Source organism: Candidatus Pelagibacter bacterium nBUS_36 (assembly GCF_051201215.1).
Classification (GTDB): Bacteria; Pseudomonadota; Alphaproteobacteria; order Pelagibacterales; family Pelagibacteraceae; genus Pelagibacter.
On the sequence record NZ_CP172839.1, the window covers coordinates 1086738 to 1107179 of the forward strand.

The window sequence follows — 20442 nt, forward strand, 5'->3', positions numbered from 1 at the left end:
ATGTTTTTTATTTATCAAATAATAATATCAATAATATTGTTGTTTTCTCCTCTTATTATATTTTTTAGAATTTTAAAAAATAAAGAGGACAAAGTAAGATTCAAAGAAAAATTCTGTTTTTTTTCAAAAAAAAGACAGAGCGGTAAATTAATATGGTTTCATGGTGCTAGTGTTGGAGAAATACTAAGTGTAATTCCTCTTATTCACAAATACGAAAAAAGAAAATCTATAACTAAAATTCTAATTACTTCCAACACCTTAAGTTCATCAAAGGTATTAGAGAAATACAAATTTAAAAAAACAATACATCAATTTTTTCCAATTGATCATTTTTATTTAATAAATAAATTTTTAAGATATTGGCAGCCTCACATAGCAATATTTATTGACTCAGAAATTTGGCCAGGCATGGCCACAGCATTGGAGAAAGAGAAAATTCCTTTAATTTTACTAAATGCAAGAATCACGAAAAGATCATTTAAAAAATGGCTTAAATTTAGAAAATTTTCAGTGTCGATTTTTAAAAAGATAACTGTTGCATATCCACAAAACAGAGAAACAAAGAAAATTTTAAAAGAATTAAAAGTAAATAAAATAAAAGAATTAGGAAATTTAAAACTTGTTGAAAATACTCATGATAAACAAGATGATATTAACAGCAAACTGAATATTCAATTTAAAAAATACAAAACTTGGGTAGCCGCAAGCACACATGCTGACGAAGAATTATTTTGCGCAAAATCTCATATTGAATTGAAGAAAAAAAACAAAAATTTAATAACTATAATTATACCAAGACATATACATAGAGTTCAGGAAATAATCTCCAAAATTAAAAATCTCAACTTAAAGGTGGTCACTCACAGTTCAAAAGTAAAAACCTTACGAGATGTTGATATTTATATTGTTGATACCTTTGGAGATTCAAAAAAATTTTTTAAAATTAGTAATACAGTTTTAATAGGTGGAACACTTGTTTCAAAAGGAGGCCAAAACCCACTTGAAGCTGCTCGATATGGGGCTAAAATTTTACATGGGCCATATATTGATAACTTTAAAGATATATTTAAATTATTGATAACTTTAAAGATTTCAAAAAAAATAACATCTACAAGACAATTAATTTCTGCAATTACTTTTAAAAAAGATATGGGAAGAGCATTTAAGGTTAAAAAAATTGGAGTATTAATATTAAAAAAAGCTATAAAAGAATTAGAAACTTATATCAATAATGAGCCTAAAAAAACCTAAGTTTTGGGATTATAAAAGACCAAATATTTATTCATATGTTCTATGGCCATTAACTATAATTATTCAAATAATTAATTTAATTAGAGCTAGATTTAAAAAACAAAAAAAATTTAACATAAGGTCTGTATGTGTTGGCAATATTTATATTGGTGGAACAGGGAAAACTTCTCTTTCTATTAAAATAAATGAAATTTTAAGTAAAAAAAAAATTAGATCTTGTTTTATTAAAAAATCTTATATCAGCCAAATAGATGAACAAAAACTTCTAGCAAGCAGAGGTAAACTTTTTTCTGCAAAAAAAAGAAGTGAGGCGTTAATTGAAGCTGAAAAAGATAATTATCAAATAGCAATTTTTGATGATGGCTTACAAGATTATTCTATTAAATATGATGTTAGTTTAGTTTGTTTTAACAATTTAAACTGGATTGGTAATGGTATGACAATTCCTTCTGGCCCTTTAAGAGAGAGTTTAAATAATCTTAAAAACTACAATCATGTATTTTTAAATGGTAATTCTGAAAATTTATCTAATGTTACTTCAGCAATTTTAAATGTTAATCCTACTATTAATATTCATATAGGAAAATATATTCCGTTAAATTTAAAAGATTTTAATTTAAATGATAATTATTTAGCTTTTTCAGGAATTGGAAATCACGAAACTTTTATATCTATGATTAAAGATAATGGAATGAATGTTGTAAAAGATATTAAGTTTTCAGACCATTATAATTTTAAAATCAAAGATATTAATAAAATTTTAGATTTATCAAAACAACTCAATTGTAAAATTATCACAACAGAAAAAGATTATTTAAGATTAGAGAATGATAATATTGATCAAATTAGATATATAAAAACTGAATTACATATAGTTGATGAAGACAAATTAATAAATGCTATAATTCAATCAAATGACTAAAGTAAAATACTTTTTTCAATTTATATTTATTATTATTTTATTTTTAATATTTAAAATAATTGGACTAAAAAACTCTTCAAGGTTTAGTGGAAAATTATTCAAAATAATTGGTCCATTCTTTAGATCTGGCAATCTAATTCATGAAAATATTAAAAAAGCATTACCTGCTATATCCTTAGACAAGATAAAGATAATTAAAAATGAGATGTGGGATAATTATGGAAGAATTTTTGCTGAATACATGTTTATTAGAAAATTTAGAGAAGATGAGACAAATAAAGATATTATCATAGATGGACAAGAAATACTCAATAAAATTAGAGATAAAGGAACCCCGGTAGTTTTTATTTCAGGTCATTTCAGTAATTTTGAATTAATGGCAATGCAAATTGAAAAGTCAGGAATAAATTTGTCAGCTATTTATAGACCTTTAAATAATGTTTTTTTAAATAAATTAATGGAGAAGATAAGAAAAAATTTTATTTGTAAAAAACAAATTAAAAAAGGTATGAGTGGAGTAAGAGAACTTATTAAACTTCAAAAAAAAAATTATTCAACTGCATTAATGATAGATCAAAGAGTTACAGAAGGAATCAAATCAAGTTTTTTTAATCAAGATGCATTTACAACAACAATTCCTGCTCAACTAGTAAAGAAATTTGGTATACCAGTTGTTCCAATTTACATAGAGCGTTTTGATGAAATTAAATTTAGAATAACTGTTTATGAACCTATAAACTTTACAAAGGACTCATCAATTAAAATTATAACTGATAAATTAAATAAAATTCTTGAAAAAATGATTCTTAAAAAACCAGAACAATGGATCTGGTCTCATAATAGATGGAAGTAAAACGTTATTTACTATCCGCCTCTTCTCTTCTTATAAAAGCCTCTTTGTAAGAATGGTATGGTTCCTGCAGTTCAACATTCCAGTAATTCAAATTTTCAATACTAATTAATTTTCCAGATACTGCACACTCGACATAATCTCCAGGCTCTATAATTTCAAAATTGTTTGGTAAATATTTTATTTTTGCTAATTTTTTTGTCATTTTTGGTTTATATAGTAATATATGAAAGTTGGAATAATAGGAAGTGGTGGAAGAGAACACTCAATATGCGAAATACTTAAAAGATCTAATAAAATCAGCGATATTTATTGCTTCCCTGGAAATGCAGGAACTTCGAAAATAGCAAAAAATATAAACATAAATATTGAAAAATTTGAAGATTTTAAAAATTTTATTTTAGATAATAAAATTGATTTAATAATAGTCGGTCCAGAAAAACCCTTGGTTGAGGGTATAGTAAACTATTTAGAAAGATTTAATATCAAGGTATTTGGGCCCAGTAAAGAAGCTTCCCAGCTGGAAGGTTCTAAAATATTTACAAAAAAACTGTGTGAGGATTACAATATTCCTACTGCTAAGTTTGGGGTCTTTGTTAGCAAGAATGATGCAAAAAAATTTTTAGCAAGTTCAAATTTTCCTACTGTAATAAAAGCTGATAACTTAGCGTCTGGAAAAGGTGTCTATATTTGTAGCAATTTTTCAGAATCAGAAATAGCTATAAATGAAATTTTTGATGGAAAATTTGGAAAAGCAGAAAATGTATTAATTGAAGAATTTTTAGATGGCGAAGAAATGAGCTATTTTATTATAAGTGATGGTAAAACTATTAAAAATTTTGGTACTGCTCAAGACCACAAACGAGTTTTAGAGGGAGATAAAGGAAAAAATACTGGTGGTATGGGTGCATATTCACCGTCAAGACTTATTAATAATGATTTAGAAAAAAAAATTATTAACAAGATCATAAAGCCAACATTGCAAGGATTATCTAAAATGAATATTGAATATAAAGGTTTTTTATATGCAGGACTTATGATTGTTAAAGATGAACCTTTTCTAATTGAATACAACGTAAGAATGGGTGATCCTGAGTGTCAAACTATTCTTCCTAAGCTCAAAACTGATTTATCCAAAATATTTCTTTCTTGCTGTGATGGTGAGCTTGATAAAATTGATATTGAATGGTTGAATAAAAAAAGTTTATGTGTCGTGTTGTGCTCCAAAGGTTATCCTGATGAATTTAAGAAAGATATTGAAATTCAAAAGTTAGAAAATTTTACTCAAAGTTCTAATAAATATCTTTTTCATGCCGGAACTTTAAAAAAGAATAATAAAATTTTTGCTGTTGGGGGAAGAGTTTTAAATTTTGTATCAATCTCAGATAATTTTAATGAAGCCAAAAAAAATGTTTATAAAGAAATAAATAATTTAAATTGGAAAGATGGTTTTTGTAGAAAAGATATTGGCTATAAAGTAATATCTTAATGAGAATTATATCAGGAAAATTTAAAGGTAAAAAAATTCTTCAACCAAAAGATAAAAATACACGACCATTAAAAGACCTAACTAAAGAGTCTATTTTCAATATTATTGCTCATTCTAAAAAGCTAAATATAAACTTGGAAAATTCAAACATATTAGATTTATTCTCTGGTGTTGGATCATTTGGAATTGAGTGTATTTCCAGAGGAGCCAAAAAGGTAACTTTTGTAGAAAATTATCATGATGTATTACCAATATTAAAAAAAAACTTAGATAATTTAAAATCTGAAATAAGTTATGAAATTATTAAAGATGACATCTACCAAAACTTTAAAATAGAAAACCTAAAAGATAAATTTGATTTGATCTTTTTGGATCCTCCATACAAAGATAAAAATCTCAGAAATATTTTAACTAATATTTATAGTATGAAGATTTTAAATAATGATGGTCTTATTATTGTACATAGACATAAAAGAGAAGGTGATGTTTTCCCTGATTTTCTGTCTGTTATTGAGGAAAAAACATATGGAATAGCAAAAATTATATTCTTAACTGTTAATTTAGATTAATATTTTTTTAGTTTCTTTCTTAATTAATTCTACAGCTGGTTGATCATAAGGATTTAATTTCAACAATTTTCCAATTAAAATTGTTTCAAGTATAAAAAAACAGAATAACTCACCAAGTGTTTTTTCATTTCTATTATTAATTTCAAAACTTCTAAATGGAATATTTTTGTGTCTGAATATGTTTTCAGTAGCTTTTTTTTGTGCAAAAATAATTTTATCAATATCTTTATTTTTTAAAAAATTATGAGCTGGAAGAATTTTTTTTGAATCAATTTTTAATGAATTTTTCTCTTTTACATAAAAAAATGTAAAAAAATTATTTTTAAAACCATCCAGATAAAGTTGCATAACGCTATGATTATCTTTTGGCATTGAAGAAATAATTGGTAACAAACCTTTTGATTTTTTTCCTAAACTTTCAGCAATTAATTGCTGATACCAATTAAATAAATTTTTTGATTTTTCATCGTAATTTATAATAATGGAGTTAAATTTTTTTTTATTGATATAATAAAGAGTTGCACTTACATTTGATATTAATGAATTTAAAAATTTTTTATTTTTTATGATGTTATTTAATTGCTTAAAATTATTTGAATTTAAACCCATCAGTTCAGCAGGTAGCATTCCAACTTCAGACAAAACTGAATATCTACCTCCTATAAAATTATTATGATGAATTATTTCTGCTTTTAATTTATGCGCAAGTTGGAAGAGATAACTATTCTTATTTTCAGTGATAAAGATATTTTTTTCTTTTTTTTTTATCAAGATATTTGAATTAGCAATTGTTTCAACTGTATTGCCTGATTTAGATACAATAATATTTGTATATTTTTTTTCTTTTTGTTTTTTTTGGTTTGCATCTAAATTATCAATAAAAGTAAAATTTTTTTTAATCTTATGATTTAAAAAATCATATATAGCTTGTGAACCTAAGGTAGAACCTCCCATTCCAATTATTCTAAAATTTGACGATTTTCTATATCTTTTAATATCTTTTTTATTAAAGCTATTATTATAATTTTTAGATAAGGACAGAATTACAGCATCCTTATTTTGTAAGATTAACTTCAGTTTTTTTTTAACAACTAAACTATTTTTTTTTTCTTTGAAATTTAAAAATTTAATTCCTGATGTTAACATTAATTATTTTTTTATTTTTTCAAGAATTGATTTTTCAAGTCCACCTTCTGAATTATTAGAATTTTCCATATTTGAATTTTCATTTCCAGATTTATTAATTAATTTTTTTACACTGCCTTCTTCATTATTTTCAATTGAATTATTGCTCGGAATTGGTAATTCATTAAAATCAGGAGGCATAACCAAAGGGGCTTTTTTTTCAATTAAAAATTCATCGGTATTGTTTTTTGAAGATGACAGCCCTTCCTTAATTGAAGTGCAGGATTGAAAGGTTGTGCACATTAATATTATAAAAAAAATGGCTTTTGTTTTATTCATGGATCCGATCATTATTATCAATTAATTCCAATAAAATCATAAAAAATACCCCTATGGATATAAAAATATCCGCAACATTAAAGACAAACCAGTGGAATTCACCGATGTGAAAATCGATAAAATCTGGAACCGCTTTAAAAAAAACTCGATCATATAAATTTCCAATAGCTCCTCCAAATATCATTAATAGTGCATATTTTTTATAACCCTCATTTTTGATAATCATTACTAAAACTATACAAACTACCAATAGAATAATTAAAGTTAAAAGATTATACAAATATTCTTGGTTAAACGAAAAAAAACCAAAAGCTATTCCCTCATTCCAAATTAGACTTATATTTAAAAATTTTGATGAAAAAATTTCAGCAACTAAATTTTTATCAGTCAAATAAATTACAAATACCTTTGAAACTCTATCTAATATAAAAATTAATATTATTAAAATAAGACTGATATAAAAATTTTTTGATAATTTTTTTAAAATCATTAAGAGTGTCTTATACAAGCTTCTTCACTAATTTTCCAACATACTGGGCACTTAACCCCTTTGGCAATGGAAGTCTTTACACTAATCTCTTCATTTTCTTTAAATGAAATTTCTGCTTTAGATGTAATGCATAATTCTGAAAAATCTATTCCTTTGGTAATTTCTGCGAATTTTTCATTCAAATTAATTTCTAATACTGCTTCTAAACTTGAGCCAATTTCTTTACTAGCTCTTTTTTCTTCAATACTAATATTGCAAATATTTCTTACTTTAATTAGCTCATTCCATTTTTCATTTAATTTTTGATTATTAAAATTTTCTGGAAAATCTATAAATTTTTCAAGATGAATACTTTTATTGCTATCTGACAAGAGTTTGAATATCTCCTCTGTTGTAAAAGATAAAATTGGTGCAAACCATTTAAGCAATGAGTTTAAAATTATATTTAATAATAAAATTGTTGATTTTCTTTTTTTGGAATCTTTGGGATCACAATATAAAGTATCTTTTCTAATATCGAAGTAAAAAGCTGACAAATCCACAGTACAAAAGTTTAATAATTCTTTATAAAGATTATGAAAATCGTAATTTTTAAAATAATTTTTAAAATTATTATTTAATAAATATATTTTATGAAGCATAAACTGCTCCAGCTCAGGTAATTCACTTGGATTTATTTTTTTAAGATCAGCTTCTTCAAAATTATCATTAAGATTTCCAAGTAAATACCTAAACGTATTTCTAATTTTTCGATATGAGTCTGCATGTTGGTCTAAAATAGAATGATCGATTCTTAAATCTTCTGCGTAGTTAGATGAGGCAACCCAAATTCTTAAAATATCAGCCCCATATTTTTTTAGAATATCTTCTGGGGCAATAACATTTCCTAGTGATTTTGACATCTTTAAACCTTTACCATCAACAACAAAACCATGAGATAAAATTGACTCAAATGGAGCTCTACCCCTAGTTCCACATGACTCTAATAAAGATGAGTGAAACCAACCTCTATGCTGATCAGACCCTTCTAGGTACATTGATGCTGGCCATTTTAAATCCTCTCTTTTTTCAAGTACAAATGAATGAGTGGAACCGCTATCAAACCAAACCTCAACGATATCACTTAATTTATCATAATCATCTGTCTTATATTTTTCACCTAAAAATCTTTGTGGACTATCTGAGAACCAACAATCAGAACCCTCTTTTTCGTAAATACTTGCAATATTTTCATTAACCTCATCATCTACTAATATTTCTTTTGTTTTTTTATTAACAAAAATTGGAAGTGGAACTCCCCAAACTCTTTGTCTAGATACGCACCAGTCAGGTCTTGTTTCTATCATGGCTTTCAATCTTTCTTTTCCTTTGCTTGGAAAAAAAGTTGTTTCATCAAGTGCTTTTAAAGCTTTATCTCTTAATTTATGACTTTCCATTGATATAAACCATTGTGGTGTTGCTCTATGAACAAGTGGTGCTTTTGATCGCCATGAGTGTGGGTAAGAATGAACTAACTCACCATTTGATAATAGTTTTTTTTGTTCTTTAAGTTTTTCTATAACGATTGGATTAGCTTTAAAAATATGAATACCATCAAATAATTGAACATTTTTGGTATATTTACCATCACCGTCTACAGTCTCAATTGCTTTTATTCCATGATTCAAACACAAATTAAAATCATCTGGACCATGACTAGGTGCACAATGAACAATACCTGTACCCTGCTCAGTTGTTACAAATCTTGCCTCAAGCATTGGAATATCAAACTCATAACCTAAGTCAAAAAAAGGATGTTTGCATATAGTTCCATTAAGCTCTTTACCTTTAAATTTTTTAATTTCTTTAAAATCATTTATTGAACATTCTTTAACAACTGAATCGATCAAAGCTTCTGCAATAACTATTTTCCTATTTTTAAAATTACCTTCGTCATTTAATTGTATTAATACATAATTAAGAGCTTCGTTATAAGCTAAAGCTTTATTTGCAGGTATTGTCCACGGTGTTGTAGTCCATATGACTATCTCACTACCTTCAAGCTCTTTTATATTAGATGCTTTTATTGGAAAGGATGTATAAATAGTATCTGATTTATGATCTTGATATTCAACTTCTGCATCTGCTAAAGCTGTTTTTTCAACAGTTGACCATAACACTGGTTTAAATCCTCTATATAAGCTTCCCTCTTTTAAAAATTTACCTAGCTCTCTAACTATTTGAGCCTCCGCATCAAAACTCATTGTAGAATAATAATTTTCCCAATCCCCAATAACACCTAGTCGTTTGAATTGACTTTTGTGGACCTCAATCCATTTTTCAGCAAAAGATCTACATTCTTTTCTAAACTCAACTATGGGAACTTCATTTTTATTTTTTTTGTTTTTTTTATATTGCTCCTCAATTTTCCACTCTATTGGTAAACCGTGGCAATCCCATCCAGGAACATAAATAGAGTCTTTTCCATCCATTTGATGAAATTTTACAATTATATCTTTTAAAATTTTATTAAGTGCAGTTCCCATATGTATATTTCCATTTGCATATGGAGGGCCATCATGAAGAACAAATTTTTCTTTACCTTTCCTTGAATTTCTCAACTCCTTATAAAGATTAATTTTTTTCCAATATTCTAGAATTTCAGGTTCTCTAACTGACAAATTAGCTTTCATAGAAAAAGCTGTTTTTGGGAGATTTATTTGTGACTTAGTCATTTTGTTTTTTTTGCGATATTTAAATCTTTTGTAATTTGAGCTCTTAATTGGTTAACATTTCTAAATTTTTTTTCTTTTCTTATAAATTTTAAAAACTCAACAGATAAATACTTATTATAAAGATTGCCAGAAAAATTAAATAAATGAACCTCTAACAAGATTTTTTTTTGATTAAATGTAGGTCTATAGCCAAGATTAGCTATACCTTTAATATATTTAGAATTATTTTTTCTCAAAACCTTAACTGCATAAACTCCAGGTTTGGCCAAGACATAATCATTAATATCAATATTGCATGTTGGAAAACCAATTTTTTTTCCAACCTGTCTTCCTTTTTGCACATTTCCTTCTATGCACCATTTTCTATCTAAAAGTTTATTTGCTTTATCCAAATGCCCATTCTCTAAAAGATTTCTAATTAAAGTTGATGACATAATTTTATTACTTGTAATTAGAGGCTTAGGTTTGATTACTTTATAATCATAATCTAATTCGTGGTTTATCAATAAATTTACATCCCCCTCTCTTTTATTACCAAATCTAAAATTATTGCTTACAAATATAAATTTAGCATTTAACTTTTGAAATAAAATTTGTTTAATAAAATTAATTGATTTTGTTTTAGAAAAAACTTTATCAAATTTTTTAGTTATAATAAAATCTACCTTTAATTTTTTTAGTAAATTTATTTTTTGACTTATATTGGATAATCTAAAATTTTTTAATGATTGATTAAAAAACATTTTTGGCATTGGATCAAAATTTATTACACCAATTTTTAGATTATATTTCTTTTTATATGATTGAGCTAACCTGAACAACTTTTGATGTCCTAAATGCACACCATCAAAGTTACCAATTAAAACTATAGATCTCTTATGTTTCTTATCAATATTAAAGTTCTTATATAATTTTACCATTTTAGATCTGACTGCATATAATTAACAATCGCCTCGTATTGTTTTGATGTTTTTTCAATTCCTTTATCAATAATTTCATTTTTATGGACTCCATTAGAAATTAATAATGAGTCGTAATTTAAAAGGTTTGCACCCTTTATGTCTGTATTTAGATTATCTCCTATCGATAAAATTTTTTTATTTATGTTATCAATAGATTGATTATAAACTTCGGGATAAGGCTTTCCAAAATAAATAACTTCACCACCCATTTTTTCAAATACCATCGCAACTGATCCAGCACACAACTCTCTAATATCGCCTCGATCTACAATTAGATCTGGGTTCGTACAAATCATTTTTTTATTTATATGATTTTCAAACAATTCTTTATAATAATTCAAATTTTTATCATGATCATCAAATAAACCTGTGCATAATAAATATTGAGAGCTACTTATATCAGTTGATTGATTATTTTTAAAATCATTGAATAAATCGAAATCTCTAGGTGGTCCAATATGAAAAAATTTTTCTGTAAAATGAAATTTTTTTAGATAATTCAAAGATGCTTCTCCCGAGGTAAAGACATGTTCTCTAATATTTTTTTCCATACCCATTTTTTCTAAAAAAACCTTAACAGTTTGATTGGGTCTTGGTGCATTTGTTAACAACACAAACTCTTTTTTAATTTCTAATATTTTTTTGAGAGTTATAATTGCTTCCTTATGAAGTCTTATTCCATTGTGAATTACCCCCCACAAGTCTATGTAAAATAGATCATAATCATCAGCAATTGATCTAAAACCATCATTATCTAAATTTTTAGTCATGATTTAAGGTATAAACCATAAAATCCTCAATTTCCTAGCATTTTTAATAACTAATTTGTTATCTTATCTTGAAATAGTCATGTCAGTATCTATATGAAGCTCATATTTAAAAGGAGAATTTATGAAATTTAAACCGTTACATGACAGAGTATTAATCGAAGTTTTAGACAGTAGTGAGAAAACCGCCGGTGGAATAATCATTCCAGATACAGCACAAGAAAAACCTCAGGAAGGTAAAGTTGTAGCTGTTGGTGGTGGTGCAAAAACAGAGGATGGAAAATTAATTCCAATGGATGTTAAAGTTGGAGACAAGGTTTTGTTTGGCAAATGGTCAGGAACTGAAGTCAAAATTGATGGTAAAGAATACAGCATAATGAAAGAGTCAGACATTATGGGTATTTCAGGAAAATAATTTAATTTAAAGGAGAAAATATAATGGCAAAAATAATTAAATTTGACGCTGAAGCAAGAGCGGCAATGATGAGAGGTGTCAACATTTTAGCTGATACTGTTAAAGTTACTTTAGGTCCAAAAGGCAGAAATGTTGTTATGGATAAGTCGTATGGTGCACCAAGAATTACTAAAGATGGTGTTTCTGTTGCTAAAGAAATCGATCTTGAAGATAAATTTGAAAACATGGGTGCACAGATGGTTAAAGAGGTTGCTAGCAAAACTAATGAAGAAGCTGGTGATGGTACAACTACTGCAACTATTTTAGCTCAAGCAATTGTTAAAGAAGGTATTAAATATGTTACTGCTGGCATGAATCCTATGGATGTTAAAAGAGGAATTGATGCAGCTGTTGAAAATGTAAAAGAAAACTTAATCTCTTCAGCAAAAAAAGTAAAAGATAGTGATGAGATTGCTCAGGTTGGAACAATTTCTGCAAATGGTGATAAAGAAATTGGAACAATGATTTCTAAAGCAATGCAAAAGGTTGGTAACGAAGGTGTTATTACTGTTGAAGAAGCAAAAGGAATTGAAACTGAATTAGATGTTGTTGAGGGTATGCAATTTGATAGAGGATATCTATCTCCATACTTCATCACTAATAGTGATAAAATGACAACTGAGTTAGATAATCCTTACATTTTGTTACATGAAAGTAAATTAACTAACTTACAACCAATGGTTCCATTGTTAGAAGCTGTTGTACAATCAGGTAGACCGCTAATGATTATCTCTGAGGATGTTGAAGGAGAAGCTTTGGCTACTTTAGTTGTGAACAAATTAAGAGGTGGATTAAAAGTTGTTGCTGTTAAAGCTCCAGGATTTGGTGATAGAAGAAAAGCTATGCTTGAAGATATCGCTATACTAACTGGTGGCCAAGTAATTTCTCAAGACTTAGGAATTAAACTTGAAAATGTTAAACTTGAAGATCTTGGATCTTGTAAAAAGATTAAAGTTGATAAAGATAACAGTACAATCGTTAGTGGTAGTGGTAAAAAATCAGATATCGCTGCTAGATGTGACTCAATTAAAAAACAAGTTGATGAAACAACATCAGATTACGATAGAGAAAAACTTCAAGAAAGACTTGCCAAATTAGCAGGTGGTGTTGCAGTTATCAAAGTTGGTGGTGCAACTGAAGTTGAAGTTAAAGAAAGAAAAGATAGAGTTGAAGATGCTTTAAATGCAACTAGAGCCGCTGTTGAAGAAGGTATTGTAACAGGTGGTGGTTGTGCTCTTCTATATGCTGCGCAGGATCTTGAAAAACTTAAAGTTAAGGGTGATGATCAAAAAGCGGGTGTGGATCTTGTAAGAAAAGCATTAGAGGCTCCTATCAGACAGATTACTAAAAATGCTGGTGTAGATGGTTCAGTAGTAGTTGGTAAATTGTTAGAGCAGAAAAAAACATCATATGGTTATGATGCTCAAAGCGAAGAGTATTGCGATATGTTTGCAAAAGGTATCATTGACCCAGTTAAGGTTGTGAGAACTGCTCTTCAAGATGCTGCTTCTATCTCTGGATTATTAGTTACTACAGAAGCTATGATTGCTGACAAACCCGAGGAAAAAGATGCTGCTGGCGGAATGCCTGCTGGTATGCCTGGTGGAATGGGCGGCATGGGTGGTATGGGTGGAATGGGAATGTAATCCCCATTGTTCTCAAACAAAAATTCAAAAAGGGCAGTTTTTACTGCCCTTTTTTTTTGTTTGTATCAAAATCATTAGTGATGAAGGAGTGATGAAAGAATGATGAAGGATTAGGGGGTTTTTTTTATTTCTGCTTTAATTTTTTATGAACTATTTTCTTCCAATTGTAATGTCTATCAAGTGAATGAACTACAATAATACGACCTGTATCAAAATCGACAATAACTTGTTGCCCACCGAAACCACTCATTCCTAAAATTTTTCTTTTTTTTAAACCAATAACATCAAAATGAAACTGACCACCATATTTTTTTGTATACGTTGCTACATCAAATTGACCCATTCTATCTCCATCATAACTTTTTTTATTCTTATTAATTCTTTGTTCATAAATAGTTTTTAAATATTTTCCCGCACAAGTATCATTATTCCAATCATCTAAAATTCTTTTTCCAATTCTCAAATAATCATACCTATTGGCATAAAAAGAATATCTGCCTATTTCTCTTCCAGGACTTTCGTCGCAATTATTTCCATACCAAACACTAGTATATTTTGGTTCAAGTTCACAAATTTTATTTGTATCTTTTACTGTTTGATGAAACCAAACATAATCTTTAATTTTCACATGCTCATTAAAAACTTTATGTAATAATTTTTCCCAATCGTCACCTGTTTTAAAAATTGTATAATTCATCAACAAATTTGTTGCTAAAGCATTATAATTATAAACTGCTTTTGATTTTTTTGAATTTTGTAAAATTTTTAATTTCATTACATCCTTAATCGGAAATGTGTTTACATTTAAAGATCTGCTCCCTGTTCTGTCTTGAATTCCATTATCTGAATAAAAGTTTCTTTCTCCAATAATTTTTTGATCGCCAGCGGACATATTAAGAATATCAATAAGTTTTTGACCTTTGTATAGTGTGCCATCTAATACTGACCAGTCATCTAGAATTACTTCAATACTATCAATATATCCTTCACATATTGCGTGCCCCAAAACATAAGATACTAAACTTTTTCCAACTGAATGAGATGGCATAATTCCATTATTACTCTTTATATAATTTGGTAAATCTTCTTCATCTATCTTAATTTTATTGTCTTCAAATAATAGATAACTAATTAATCCAGTTTTTTGATTATTTTTAATTTCTTTTTTTACATTTTTATCTTCAATTAATTCAGATTGAAATTTGTAATAATTATCAGACCCTTTAACTCGAAATTTACCCCAATTGTGAGGTTCATATGGTTCGTTTTGATGTTTTGCAAAACTAACATTGCAAAACATCAAGACCAGAAAGATGTATAGAGATAGTTTTTTCATTATTTAAATACGTAAATTATCGTTAAAATTATAAGTACTACGATAATCCAAATAGTGAGATTAGTTAAGAATTGTTTTAGTTTAGAATTTGATTGTAAAAAAGCAGGAAGGACTAATAAAAGTACTCCTATCATATAAATTACGGGTAGTATCTGATCCAACATTCCCAACTTTAACCTACCTCTAAAATGAAATCATCTTTTGAATTGCTTTGGGATTGATTGATATAGTGATGAAGAGTGATGAAAGATTTTTGGAAATATCAGATAAAACAATACTTATTCAATACCAGTATGAGAATGTAAAATTCCGTCTATCTAAGAATTAAAAATTACAAAAACCCCCTTAATTGGGGGTTTTTTTTTGTATACAGTTTCCTCATAAGTTCATAAATTTATTGTAATGAAACTTTTAATCAGAATATTTATTTCGTTATTTTTTTTAACTTCTACAGTTAATGCTGCTGAGTTTGGACTAGCGTTCGAGTGGGGTAATTTAAAATCATGCACCTCTGGAAATCCGAACAAAGTTGATAACCCAATATTTACACTTATAAATGTTCCTGAAGGCACAAAAATACTTCAGTTCAGAATGAAGGATAAACAATCACCTTATAATCATGGTGGTGGCAAAGTTGAATATGCTGGTCAAACTACTATTGAACCTGGTGCTTTTAAATACAAAAGTCCTTGTCCTCCAAATGGAAAACACACTTATGTTTGGACTGTGACTGCCAAAAATGAAAAGAAAAAGAAAATAGGAAAAGCAAAAGCACAAAAAGAATACCCCGAATAGTTCTCCTCTGTAATTCATCAATAATTTTCTCTAAAACGAAGTCACCCTTCTCAATTGCTTCTAGATTAAAGGTAAAAAAGGATGAACATAGATGAACAATTTTAAGAAAGTCAGATAAATCAATACTTAATGATCTAATGAATGGGCATGTAATTCCACTCTTTTCTGCAAAGAAATTTAAAGGCCATCTTTTTAGATGGCCTTTTTTTTTAATAAAATGCTATAATTTTAGCATGTCAAAAAGATACAGTGGAAAATCATTCAAAGACTCAAGCGTTAGTAAAAAACCAAAATTAAGTCTAAAGGAAAAAAGAAAACAAAAAAAAGAAAAGACTAAAAAATCTTAAGATTTAGCTCTTTTTTTACTATGTTTTTTAAAGCTAAAATTTTTAGGTCTACTATTTCTACTTTTAAATTTTTTCTTTCCTTTAAAACCAAAGCTTTTTTTCTCTGAATCTGAAGATGTGTTTTCTGAAGGTTTTCTTCCAAAATACTTAGGATTGTTTGTAAAGCCAGATGGTTTTGAATTATTTTTTTTTGTAAAACTTGATTTTCCTTTAAAGCCAAAACTTTTTTTCTCACCATCTCTTGAAGGTTTGTCTCTAAAACTTGATTTTCCTTTAAAGCCAAATCTTTTTTTCTCACCATCTCTTGAAGGTTTGTCTCTAAAACTTGATTTTCCTTTAAAGCCAAATCTTTTTTTCTCACCATCTCTTGAAGGTTTGTCTCTAAAACTTGATTTTCCTTTAAAGCCAAAACTTTTTTTCTTTCTGTCCCTTGATGATCTATCTGATCTATCTTTATCGTAAGGTTTTGATTTATCTCTAAAGCTTGAAGACCTATCTTGTTTACCTTTTCCGTAAGATCTTTTTTCATTTCTAGCTTTTCTCTTTTTATTATTTGGCCCCTTATCTCTTCTTTTGCTTTTTGAAACTCTTCTCAACCCACTGGGTGCTGGTTTAAAATTTGGATCTATTAATTTGTTTATTGAATTCCACATTGATCTATCATCAGGTGTTAAAAATGTTAGTGCAGACCCTTCAGATCCTGCTCTTGCAGTTCTTCCAATTCTATGAATGTAGTCTTCTGGTACTTGTGGCAGATCATAATTGATTACATGTTGAATTAAAGGAATGTCTAAACCTCTAGCTGCAACATCTGTTGCAATTAAAATTCTCTTTAATCCTTTTCTAAACGAATTAATAACACGATCTCTTTTGCTTTGACGAAGGTCACCATGAATTGCGTCAGCTGAATGTCCCTCTTCTTTTAGTTTTTTAACCATCTTATCAGCACCTCTTTTGGTTTTAACAAAAACTAGGATGGAACCTTTTCTAGATAAAAATTGATCAATTAATTCGTCGTATTTATTTTCTTTAAAAACTTGAAGAGTTTCTTGTTTAATCTTTGCAATTGGAATCGATGTAGCTCCTGTAGAAATTCTTTCAGGTTTATTTAAATATCTGTCTGAGATTCTTAATATATTTTGAGGTAAAGTTGCTGAAAATAATAATGTTTGATGATTTTTTGGAACAAATTTTAAAATCATTTCAATTTGTGGGGTAAATCCCATATCCAGCATTCTATCAGTTTCATCTAAAACTAAATATTTTGTGGCTGATAAATTTAAGCTTTTTCTTTTTAAATGATCATTAATTCTTCCTGGAGTTCCAACTATTATTCTTGATCTATTACCTAGTTGTCTCAGTTGTTTTTGCATTGCTTCACCACCTATAAGCAAGGCTGTTTTAATTTTAATTTTATCACTAATTATGCTCCTAATAGCTTCCATTACTTGTGTCGCTAGTTCTCTAGTTGGACACATAACTAGCGCAAAAGCATTTTTGTCTAAAATTAATTTATTAATTAATGGAATGCTAAATGCTAACGTTTTTCCAGTTCCAGTTTGTGCGGTTCCTAAGATATCTTTTCCCTCTAAAGCAACAGGTATTGCCATACCCTGAATAGGAGTGGGCTTTATAAAGTTCATTTTGTGCAACGAGCTTTTTAGTGAGTCTTCTATTTTGAGTAATTTAAAGTTTTCCATTCAGTGATTTAAAGATTTAGATATTGATTCTTTATTGCATCTAATTTTATTGCGATATCTATATGTTTTTAAAACAATCACAAGAAGTGAATTTTTTATTAATGTGTATTTACTAAGTAATTACTGTCTTTTTTTAAGTTTTCAAATCAAAGATTTAATGTATAAGAGCCACAATTATGAGTAATAACATCAGAAACATCACAATCATTGCACACGTTGACCATGGCAAAACTACCATGATCGACAATCTTATGAAACAAAGTGGATCATTTAGAGAGAATGAAGTTGTGGATGAAAGACTGATGGACTCTGGCGAGCTAGAAAAAGAAAGAGGAATTACTATTTTAGCAAAACCTGCATCAATTAATTGGCAAGACTCCAGAGTAAACATTATAGACACACCTGGGCACAGAGATTTTGCTGCTGAAGTTGAGCGTGTTTTAAGTATGGCTGATGGAGCATTATTGCTAATTGACTCTGCAGAAGGTGTGATGCCTCAAACAAAATTTGTATTAGCTAAAGCTCTAAAACAAGGATTAAAACCAATCGTTGTAATAAACAAATTAGATAAAGCTGATCAAAGAGCAAATGAAGTTTTAGATGAAACATTTGATTTATTTGTAAGCTTAGATGCTAATGAGGAACAATTGGATTTCCCAGTTTTATATGCAAGCGGAAGATCTGGATGGGCCAGCAAAGAAGTTGATGGTCCAAGAGAAAACCTTCATCCATTATTAGATTTAATTATAGAGCATGTAAAACCTGCTGAACTTAATAAGGACAAACCTTTCGCTATGTTATCCACTTTATTGTATGCAGATAGTTTTTTAGGTAGAAGTTTAGTCGGAAGAATATCTCAAGGAACTGCAAAAGCAAATCAGCCTATTAAAGCAATAAATCTTAAAGGTGAGAAAGTGGATGAGGGAAAATTAACAAAAATTTTTAGATACGAAGGAACTAAAAAAGTTCCAATCGAAGTTGGTGAAGCTGGAGATATTGTTGTAATTGCTGGATTAGAGAAAGCTAATGTAGCTGATACTATTTGTGATCCAGAATTAAATGATCCAATACCTGCAACACCAATAGACCCACCTACTATGTCTATAACAATAAGTGTTAACAGCTCACCTCTAGCTGGAACTGAGGGGAAAAAACTAACAAGTACTCAAATTAGAGATAGATTGGTTTCAGAAGCTCAAAATAATGTTGGTATTACTTTTTCTCAAAATGCAAATGTAGACTCTTTTGTAATTAGTGGTCGAGGAGAATTAATGCTTGAAATTTTACTTACACAAATGAGACGTGAAGGTTTTGAGATGACAGTCAGTCCTCCAAAAGTATTATTTCAAAAAGATGAAGCTGGAAACAAACTTGAACCAATTGAGGAAATTACAGTTGATCTAGATGAAGAATATTCTTCAAAAATAATTGACTCAATGAATAGAAGAAAAGGCAAACTTTTAGATTTAAAAGATACTGGAAAAGACAAAAAAAGATTGGTATTTCACGCACCAACAAGAGGGTTGATGGGTTACACAAGTAGATTCTTAACATTAACAAAAGGTACTGGTGTAATTAATAGAATTTTCCATGGCTATGGAAAATTTGAAGGTGAAATGGATGGAAGAAAAAATGGTGCTTTAATTTCAATGTCCACAGGAAAAGCTGTGGCATTTGCAATATTTAACCTTCAGGCCAGAGGCGAAATGTTTGTAACGCATAATGATCCTGTTTATGAGGGAATGATTGTTGGTCTTACTCCAAAACCAGGTGATATGATTATAAATGTTATGAAAGGTAAACAATTAACAAATATGAGAACTCAAGGCACAGATGAAAATGTCGTATTAACTCCAGTAAGACAAATGTCAATTGCCGAACAATTAAGCATGTTAAATACTGACGAAGCTTTAGAAATTACTCCTAAATCTCTTAGATTAAGAAAAGCTATTCTTAATCCTCATGATAGAAAAAAAAGTGAAAAATCGGGCGCTGCTGCCTAATTAAACAATCTATTTACTAAAAACAAACTTAAGGCCACACAAGGTCCAATTCCAAAAGCAAACAATAAAGTTCCAACACCAACTGTCCCTCCTAAATACCAGCCAACAGACATTGCTGTTATTTCAAGAGCTCCTCTAACTAATGCAATCGGTAAATTTGTTTTTTTTTGAAGACCTATCATCAAGCCATCTCTTGGTCCTGCTCCTAAGTTTGCAACTAAATAAATTCCTCCACCAAGTCCAACAGTAACTACCGCAACAGCACCTAATATAATTTGATTAATATAACTTTCTGGGGTTGCCACATACCTTAAACAAACATCAATCATTAATCCAATAATTAAGGCATTTAAAATAGTGCCAATTCCAATTTTTTGTTTTAATGGAAACCAAAGTAATAAAATTAAAAAACTTATAAAAATAGTTATGAGACCAACCGAAAAACCTATATTTAGAAATAAACCCTGAGCCAATACACTCCAAGGTGACGCGCCAGAAGCTGAAACAATTAATAAACCTTCACCCAAACCAAATAGAACTAATCCAAAACAAAGATAAAAAAATGTAGAAATTTTTGGTTTTAAATTTAATGGCTTATTTGAACTCCAATACACTTTTGGAATATTCTTAATTTTTAAAAACATAGCTGATAAATAACTTCTATTATGATAAAAGTCTATTAA

Annotated in this window: 19 protein-coding genes; 9 read left to right on the plus strand and 10 right to left on the minus strand. The window is 28.4% G+C overall.

Going from position 1 to position 20442, the window contains the following annotated elements; all coding sequences use genetic code 11:
- Genes ACIJYI_RS05930 through ACIJYI_RS05940 form a run of 3 tightly spaced genes read left to right on the plus strand, consistent with a single transcriptional unit; the run spans nt 1 to nt 3026 of the window.
- Complete coding sequence (locus ACIJYI_RS05930; protein ID WP_435113649.1) at nt 1–1251, plus strand: 3-deoxy-D-manno-octulosonic acid transferase; 1251 nt, start codon at nt 1–3, stop codon at nt 1249–1251.
- Nucleotides 1232–2173, plus strand: a complete 942-nt coding sequence (gene lpxK / locus ACIJYI_RS05935) for a tetraacyldisaccharide 4'-kinase (protein ID WP_435113651.1) — start codon at nt 1232–1234, stop codon at nt 2171–2173. The genes ACIJYI_RS05930 and lpxK overlap by 20 nt, the downstream gene beginning before the upstream one ends.
- Nucleotides 2166–3026, plus strand: a complete 861-nt coding sequence (locus ACIJYI_RS05940) for a lysophospholipid acyltransferase family protein (protein ID WP_435113653.1) — start codon at nt 2166–2168, stop codon at nt 3024–3026. The genes lpxK and ACIJYI_RS05940 overlap by 8 nt, the downstream gene beginning before the upstream one ends.
- 4 nt (nt 3027–3030) lie before the next feature.
- Here ACIJYI_RS05940 and ACIJYI_RS05945 read toward each other — a convergent pair whose 3' ends face one another.
- Entirely contained in the window at nt 3031–3228 is a 198-nt protein-coding gene (locus ACIJYI_RS05945; RefSeq protein ID WP_435113655.1) for a DUF2093 domain-containing protein, read from the minus strand.
- Nucleotides 3229–3249: 21 nt separating this feature from the next.
- Here ACIJYI_RS05945 and purD point away from each other — a divergent pair, with 21 nt between their 5' ends.
- Nucleotides 3250–4512, plus strand: a complete 1263-nt coding sequence (purD, locus tag ACIJYI_RS05950) for a phosphoribosylamine--glycine ligase (RefSeq protein ID WP_435113657.1) — start codon at nt 3250–3252, stop codon at nt 4510–4512.
- Entirely contained in the window at nt 4512–5081 is a 570-nt protein-coding gene (rsmD, locus tag ACIJYI_RS05955) for a 16S rRNA (guanine(966)-N(2))-methyltransferase RsmD (RefSeq protein WP_435113659.1), read from the plus strand. Before purD ends, rsmD begins: the two co-directional genes overlap by 1 nt.
- Here rsmD and ACIJYI_RS05960 read toward each other — a convergent pair.
- Genes ACIJYI_RS05960 through ACIJYI_RS05985 form a run of 6 tightly spaced genes read right to left on the minus strand, consistent with a single transcriptional unit; the run spans nt 5073 to nt 11481 of the window.
- On the minus strand, nt 5073–6227 hold the full coding sequence (locus ACIJYI_RS05960) for a glucose-6-phosphate isomerase (protein WP_435113661.1): 1155 nt from the start codon (nt 6225–6227) through the stop codon (nt 5073–5075). The genes rsmD and ACIJYI_RS05960 overlap by 9 nt on opposite strands.
- 3 nt (nt 6228–6230) lie before the next feature.
- Nucleotides 6231–6545, minus strand: a complete 315-nt coding sequence (locus ACIJYI_RS05965) for a DUF3035 domain-containing protein (RefSeq protein ID WP_435113663.1) — start codon at nt 6543–6545, stop codon at nt 6231–6233.
- The gene (lspA, locus tag ACIJYI_RS05970) at nt 6538–7035 is read right to left on the minus strand and encodes a signal peptidase II (protein ID WP_435113665.1); all 498 of its coding nucleotides are present in this window, start codon (nt 7033–7035) and stop codon (nt 6538–6540) included. The genes ACIJYI_RS05965 and lspA overlap by 8 nt, the downstream gene beginning before the upstream one ends.
- A complete protein-coding gene (ileS, locus tag ACIJYI_RS05975) occupies nt 7035–9749 on the minus strand; it encodes an isoleucine--tRNA ligase (RefSeq protein WP_435113667.1) in 2715 nt (904 codons plus the stop codon). Before ileS ends, lspA begins: the two co-directional genes overlap by 1 nt.
- On the minus strand, nt 9746–10669 hold the full coding sequence (locus ACIJYI_RS05980; RefSeq protein WP_435113669.1) for a bifunctional riboflavin kinase/FAD synthetase: 924 nt from the start codon (nt 10667–10669) through the stop codon (nt 9746–9748). The genes ileS and ACIJYI_RS05980 overlap by 4 nt, the downstream gene beginning before the upstream one ends.
- The gene (locus ACIJYI_RS05985; protein WP_435113670.1) at nt 10663–11481 is read right to left on the minus strand and encodes a TIGR01459 family HAD-type hydrolase; all 819 of its coding nucleotides are present in this window, start codon (nt 11479–11481) and stop codon (nt 10663–10665) included. The genes ACIJYI_RS05980 and ACIJYI_RS05985 overlap by 7 nt, the downstream gene beginning before the upstream one ends.
- A 121-nt stretch (nt 11482–11602) precedes the next feature.
- Here ACIJYI_RS05985 and groES point away from each other — a divergent pair, with 121 nt between their 5' ends.
- A complete protein-coding gene (gene groES / locus ACIJYI_RS05990; protein WP_008546060.1) occupies nt 11603–11893 on the plus strand; it encodes a co-chaperone GroES in 291 nt (96 codons plus the stop codon).
- A 23-nt stretch (nt 11894–11916) separates the two neighbouring features.
- Entirely contained in the window at nt 11917–13578 is a 1662-nt protein-coding gene (gene groL / locus ACIJYI_RS05995) for a chaperonin GroEL (RefSeq protein ID WP_435113673.1), read from the plus strand.
- Between the two features lie 124 nt (nt 13579–13702).
- On the opposite strand, the gene ACIJYI_RS06000 is transcribed toward groL, so the two are convergent.
- Complete coding sequence (locus ACIJYI_RS06000) at nt 13703–14914, minus strand: hypothetical protein (protein WP_435113675.1); 1212 nt, start codon at nt 14912–14914, stop codon at nt 13703–13705.
- Between the two features lie 402 nt (nt 14915–15316).
- On the opposite strand from ACIJYI_RS06000, the gene ACIJYI_RS06005 reads away from it, so the two are divergent.
- Entirely contained in the window at nt 15317–15709 is a 393-nt protein-coding gene (locus ACIJYI_RS06005) for a phospholipid-binding protein (RefSeq protein ID WP_435113677.1), read from the plus strand.
- A 343-nt stretch (nt 15710–16052) separates the two neighbouring features.
- Here the strand turns inward: ACIJYI_RS06005 and ACIJYI_RS06010 are convergent, their stop codons facing one another.
- On the minus strand, nt 16053–17756 hold the full coding sequence (locus ACIJYI_RS06010) for a DEAD/DEAH box helicase (RefSeq protein WP_435113679.1): 1704 nt from the start codon (nt 17754–17756) through the stop codon (nt 16053–16055).
- 176 nt (nt 17757–17932) lie between these two features.
- Between ACIJYI_RS06010 and typA the strand changes: the two genes are divergently transcribed.
- The gene (typA, locus tag ACIJYI_RS06015) at nt 17933–19759 is read left to right on the plus strand and encodes a translational GTPase TypA (RefSeq protein WP_435113681.1); all 1827 of its coding nucleotides are present in this window, start codon (nt 17933–17935) and stop codon (nt 19757–19759) included.
- On the opposite strand, the gene ACIJYI_RS06020 is transcribed toward typA, so the two are convergent.
- Nucleotides 19756–20403, minus strand: a complete 648-nt coding sequence (locus tag ACIJYI_RS06020) for a YczE/YyaS/YitT family protein (protein WP_435113683.1) — start codon at nt 20401–20403, stop codon at nt 19756–19758. The genes typA and ACIJYI_RS06020 overlap by 4 nt on opposite strands.
- Between the last annotated feature and the right edge of the window lie 39 nt (nt 20404–20442).

What these genes read in the sequence shown, in the direction of transcription:
- ACIJYI_RS05980 (WP_435113669.1), bottom strand. Translation starts at nt 10,669, where the DNA reads ATGGTAAAATTATATAAGAACTTTAATATTGATAAGAAACATAAGAGA.
- typA (WP_435113681.1), top strand. Translation starts at nt 17,933, where the DNA reads ATGAGTAATAACATCAGAAACATCACAATCATTGCACACGTTGACCAT.
- ACIJYI_RS06010 (WP_435113679.1), bottom strand. Translation starts at nt 17,756, where the DNA reads ATGGAAAACTTTAAATTACTCAAAATAGAAGACTCACTAAAAAGCTCG.
- ACIJYI_RS06005 (WP_435113677.1), top strand. Translation starts at nt 15,317, where the DNA reads ATGAAACTTTTAATCAGAATATTTATTTCGTTATTTTTTTTAACTTCT.
- ACIJYI_RS05940 (WP_435113653.1), top strand. Translation starts at nt 2,166, where the DNA reads ATGACTAAAGTAAAATACTTTTTTCAATTTATATTTATTATTATTTTA.
- lpxK (WP_435113651.1), top strand. Translation starts at nt 1,232, where the DNA reads ATGAGCCTAAAAAAACCTAAGTTTTGGGATTATAAAAGACCAAATATT.
- lspA (WP_435113665.1), bottom strand. Translation starts at nt 7,035, where the DNA reads ATGATTTTAAAAAAATTATCAAAAAATTTTTATATCAGTCTTATTTTA.
- groES (WP_008546060.1), top strand. Translation starts at nt 11,603, where the DNA reads ATGAAATTTAAACCGTTACATGACAGAGTATTAATCGAAGTTTTAGAC.
- ACIJYI_RS06020 (WP_435113683.1), bottom strand. Translation starts at nt 20,403, where the DNA reads ATGTTTTTAAAAATTAAGAATATTCCAAAAGTGTATTGGAGTTCAAAT.
- groL (WP_435113673.1), top strand. Translation starts at nt 11,917, where the DNA reads ATGGCAAAAATAATTAAATTTGACGCTGAAGCAAGAGCGGCAATGATG.
- ACIJYI_RS05965 (WP_435113663.1), bottom strand. Translation starts at nt 6,545, where the DNA reads ATGAATAAAACAAAAGCCATTTTTTTTATAATATTAATGTGCACAACC.
- ACIJYI_RS05945 (WP_435113655.1), bottom strand. Translation starts at nt 3,228, where the DNA reads ATGACAAAAAAATTAGCAAAAATAAAATATTTACCAAACAATTTTGAA.
- ACIJYI_RS05930 (WP_435113649.1), top strand. Translation starts at nt 1, where the DNA reads ATGTTTTTTATTTATCAAATAATAATATCAATAATATTGTTGTTTTCT.
- rsmD (WP_435113659.1), top strand. Translation starts at nt 4,512, where the DNA reads ATGAGAATTATATCAGGAAAATTTAAAGGTAAAAAAATTCTTCAACCA.
- ileS (WP_435113667.1), bottom strand. Translation starts at nt 9,749, where the DNA reads ATGACTAAGTCACAAATAAATCTCCCAAAAACAGCTTTTTCTATGAAA.
- ACIJYI_RS06000 (WP_435113675.1), bottom strand. Translation starts at nt 14,914, where the DNA reads ATGAAAAAACTATCTCTATACATCTTTCTGGTCTTGATGTTTTGCAAT.
- ACIJYI_RS05960 (WP_435113661.1), bottom strand. Translation starts at nt 6,227, where the DNA reads ATGTTAACATCAGGAATTAAATTTTTAAATTTCAAAGAAAAAAAAAAT.
- purD (WP_435113657.1), top strand. Translation starts at nt 3,250, where the DNA reads ATGAAAGTTGGAATAATAGGAAGTGGTGGAAGAGAACACTCAATATGC.
- ACIJYI_RS05985 (WP_435113670.1), bottom strand. Translation starts at nt 11,481, where the DNA reads ATGACTAAAAATTTAGATAATGATGGTTTTAGATCAATTGCTGATGAT.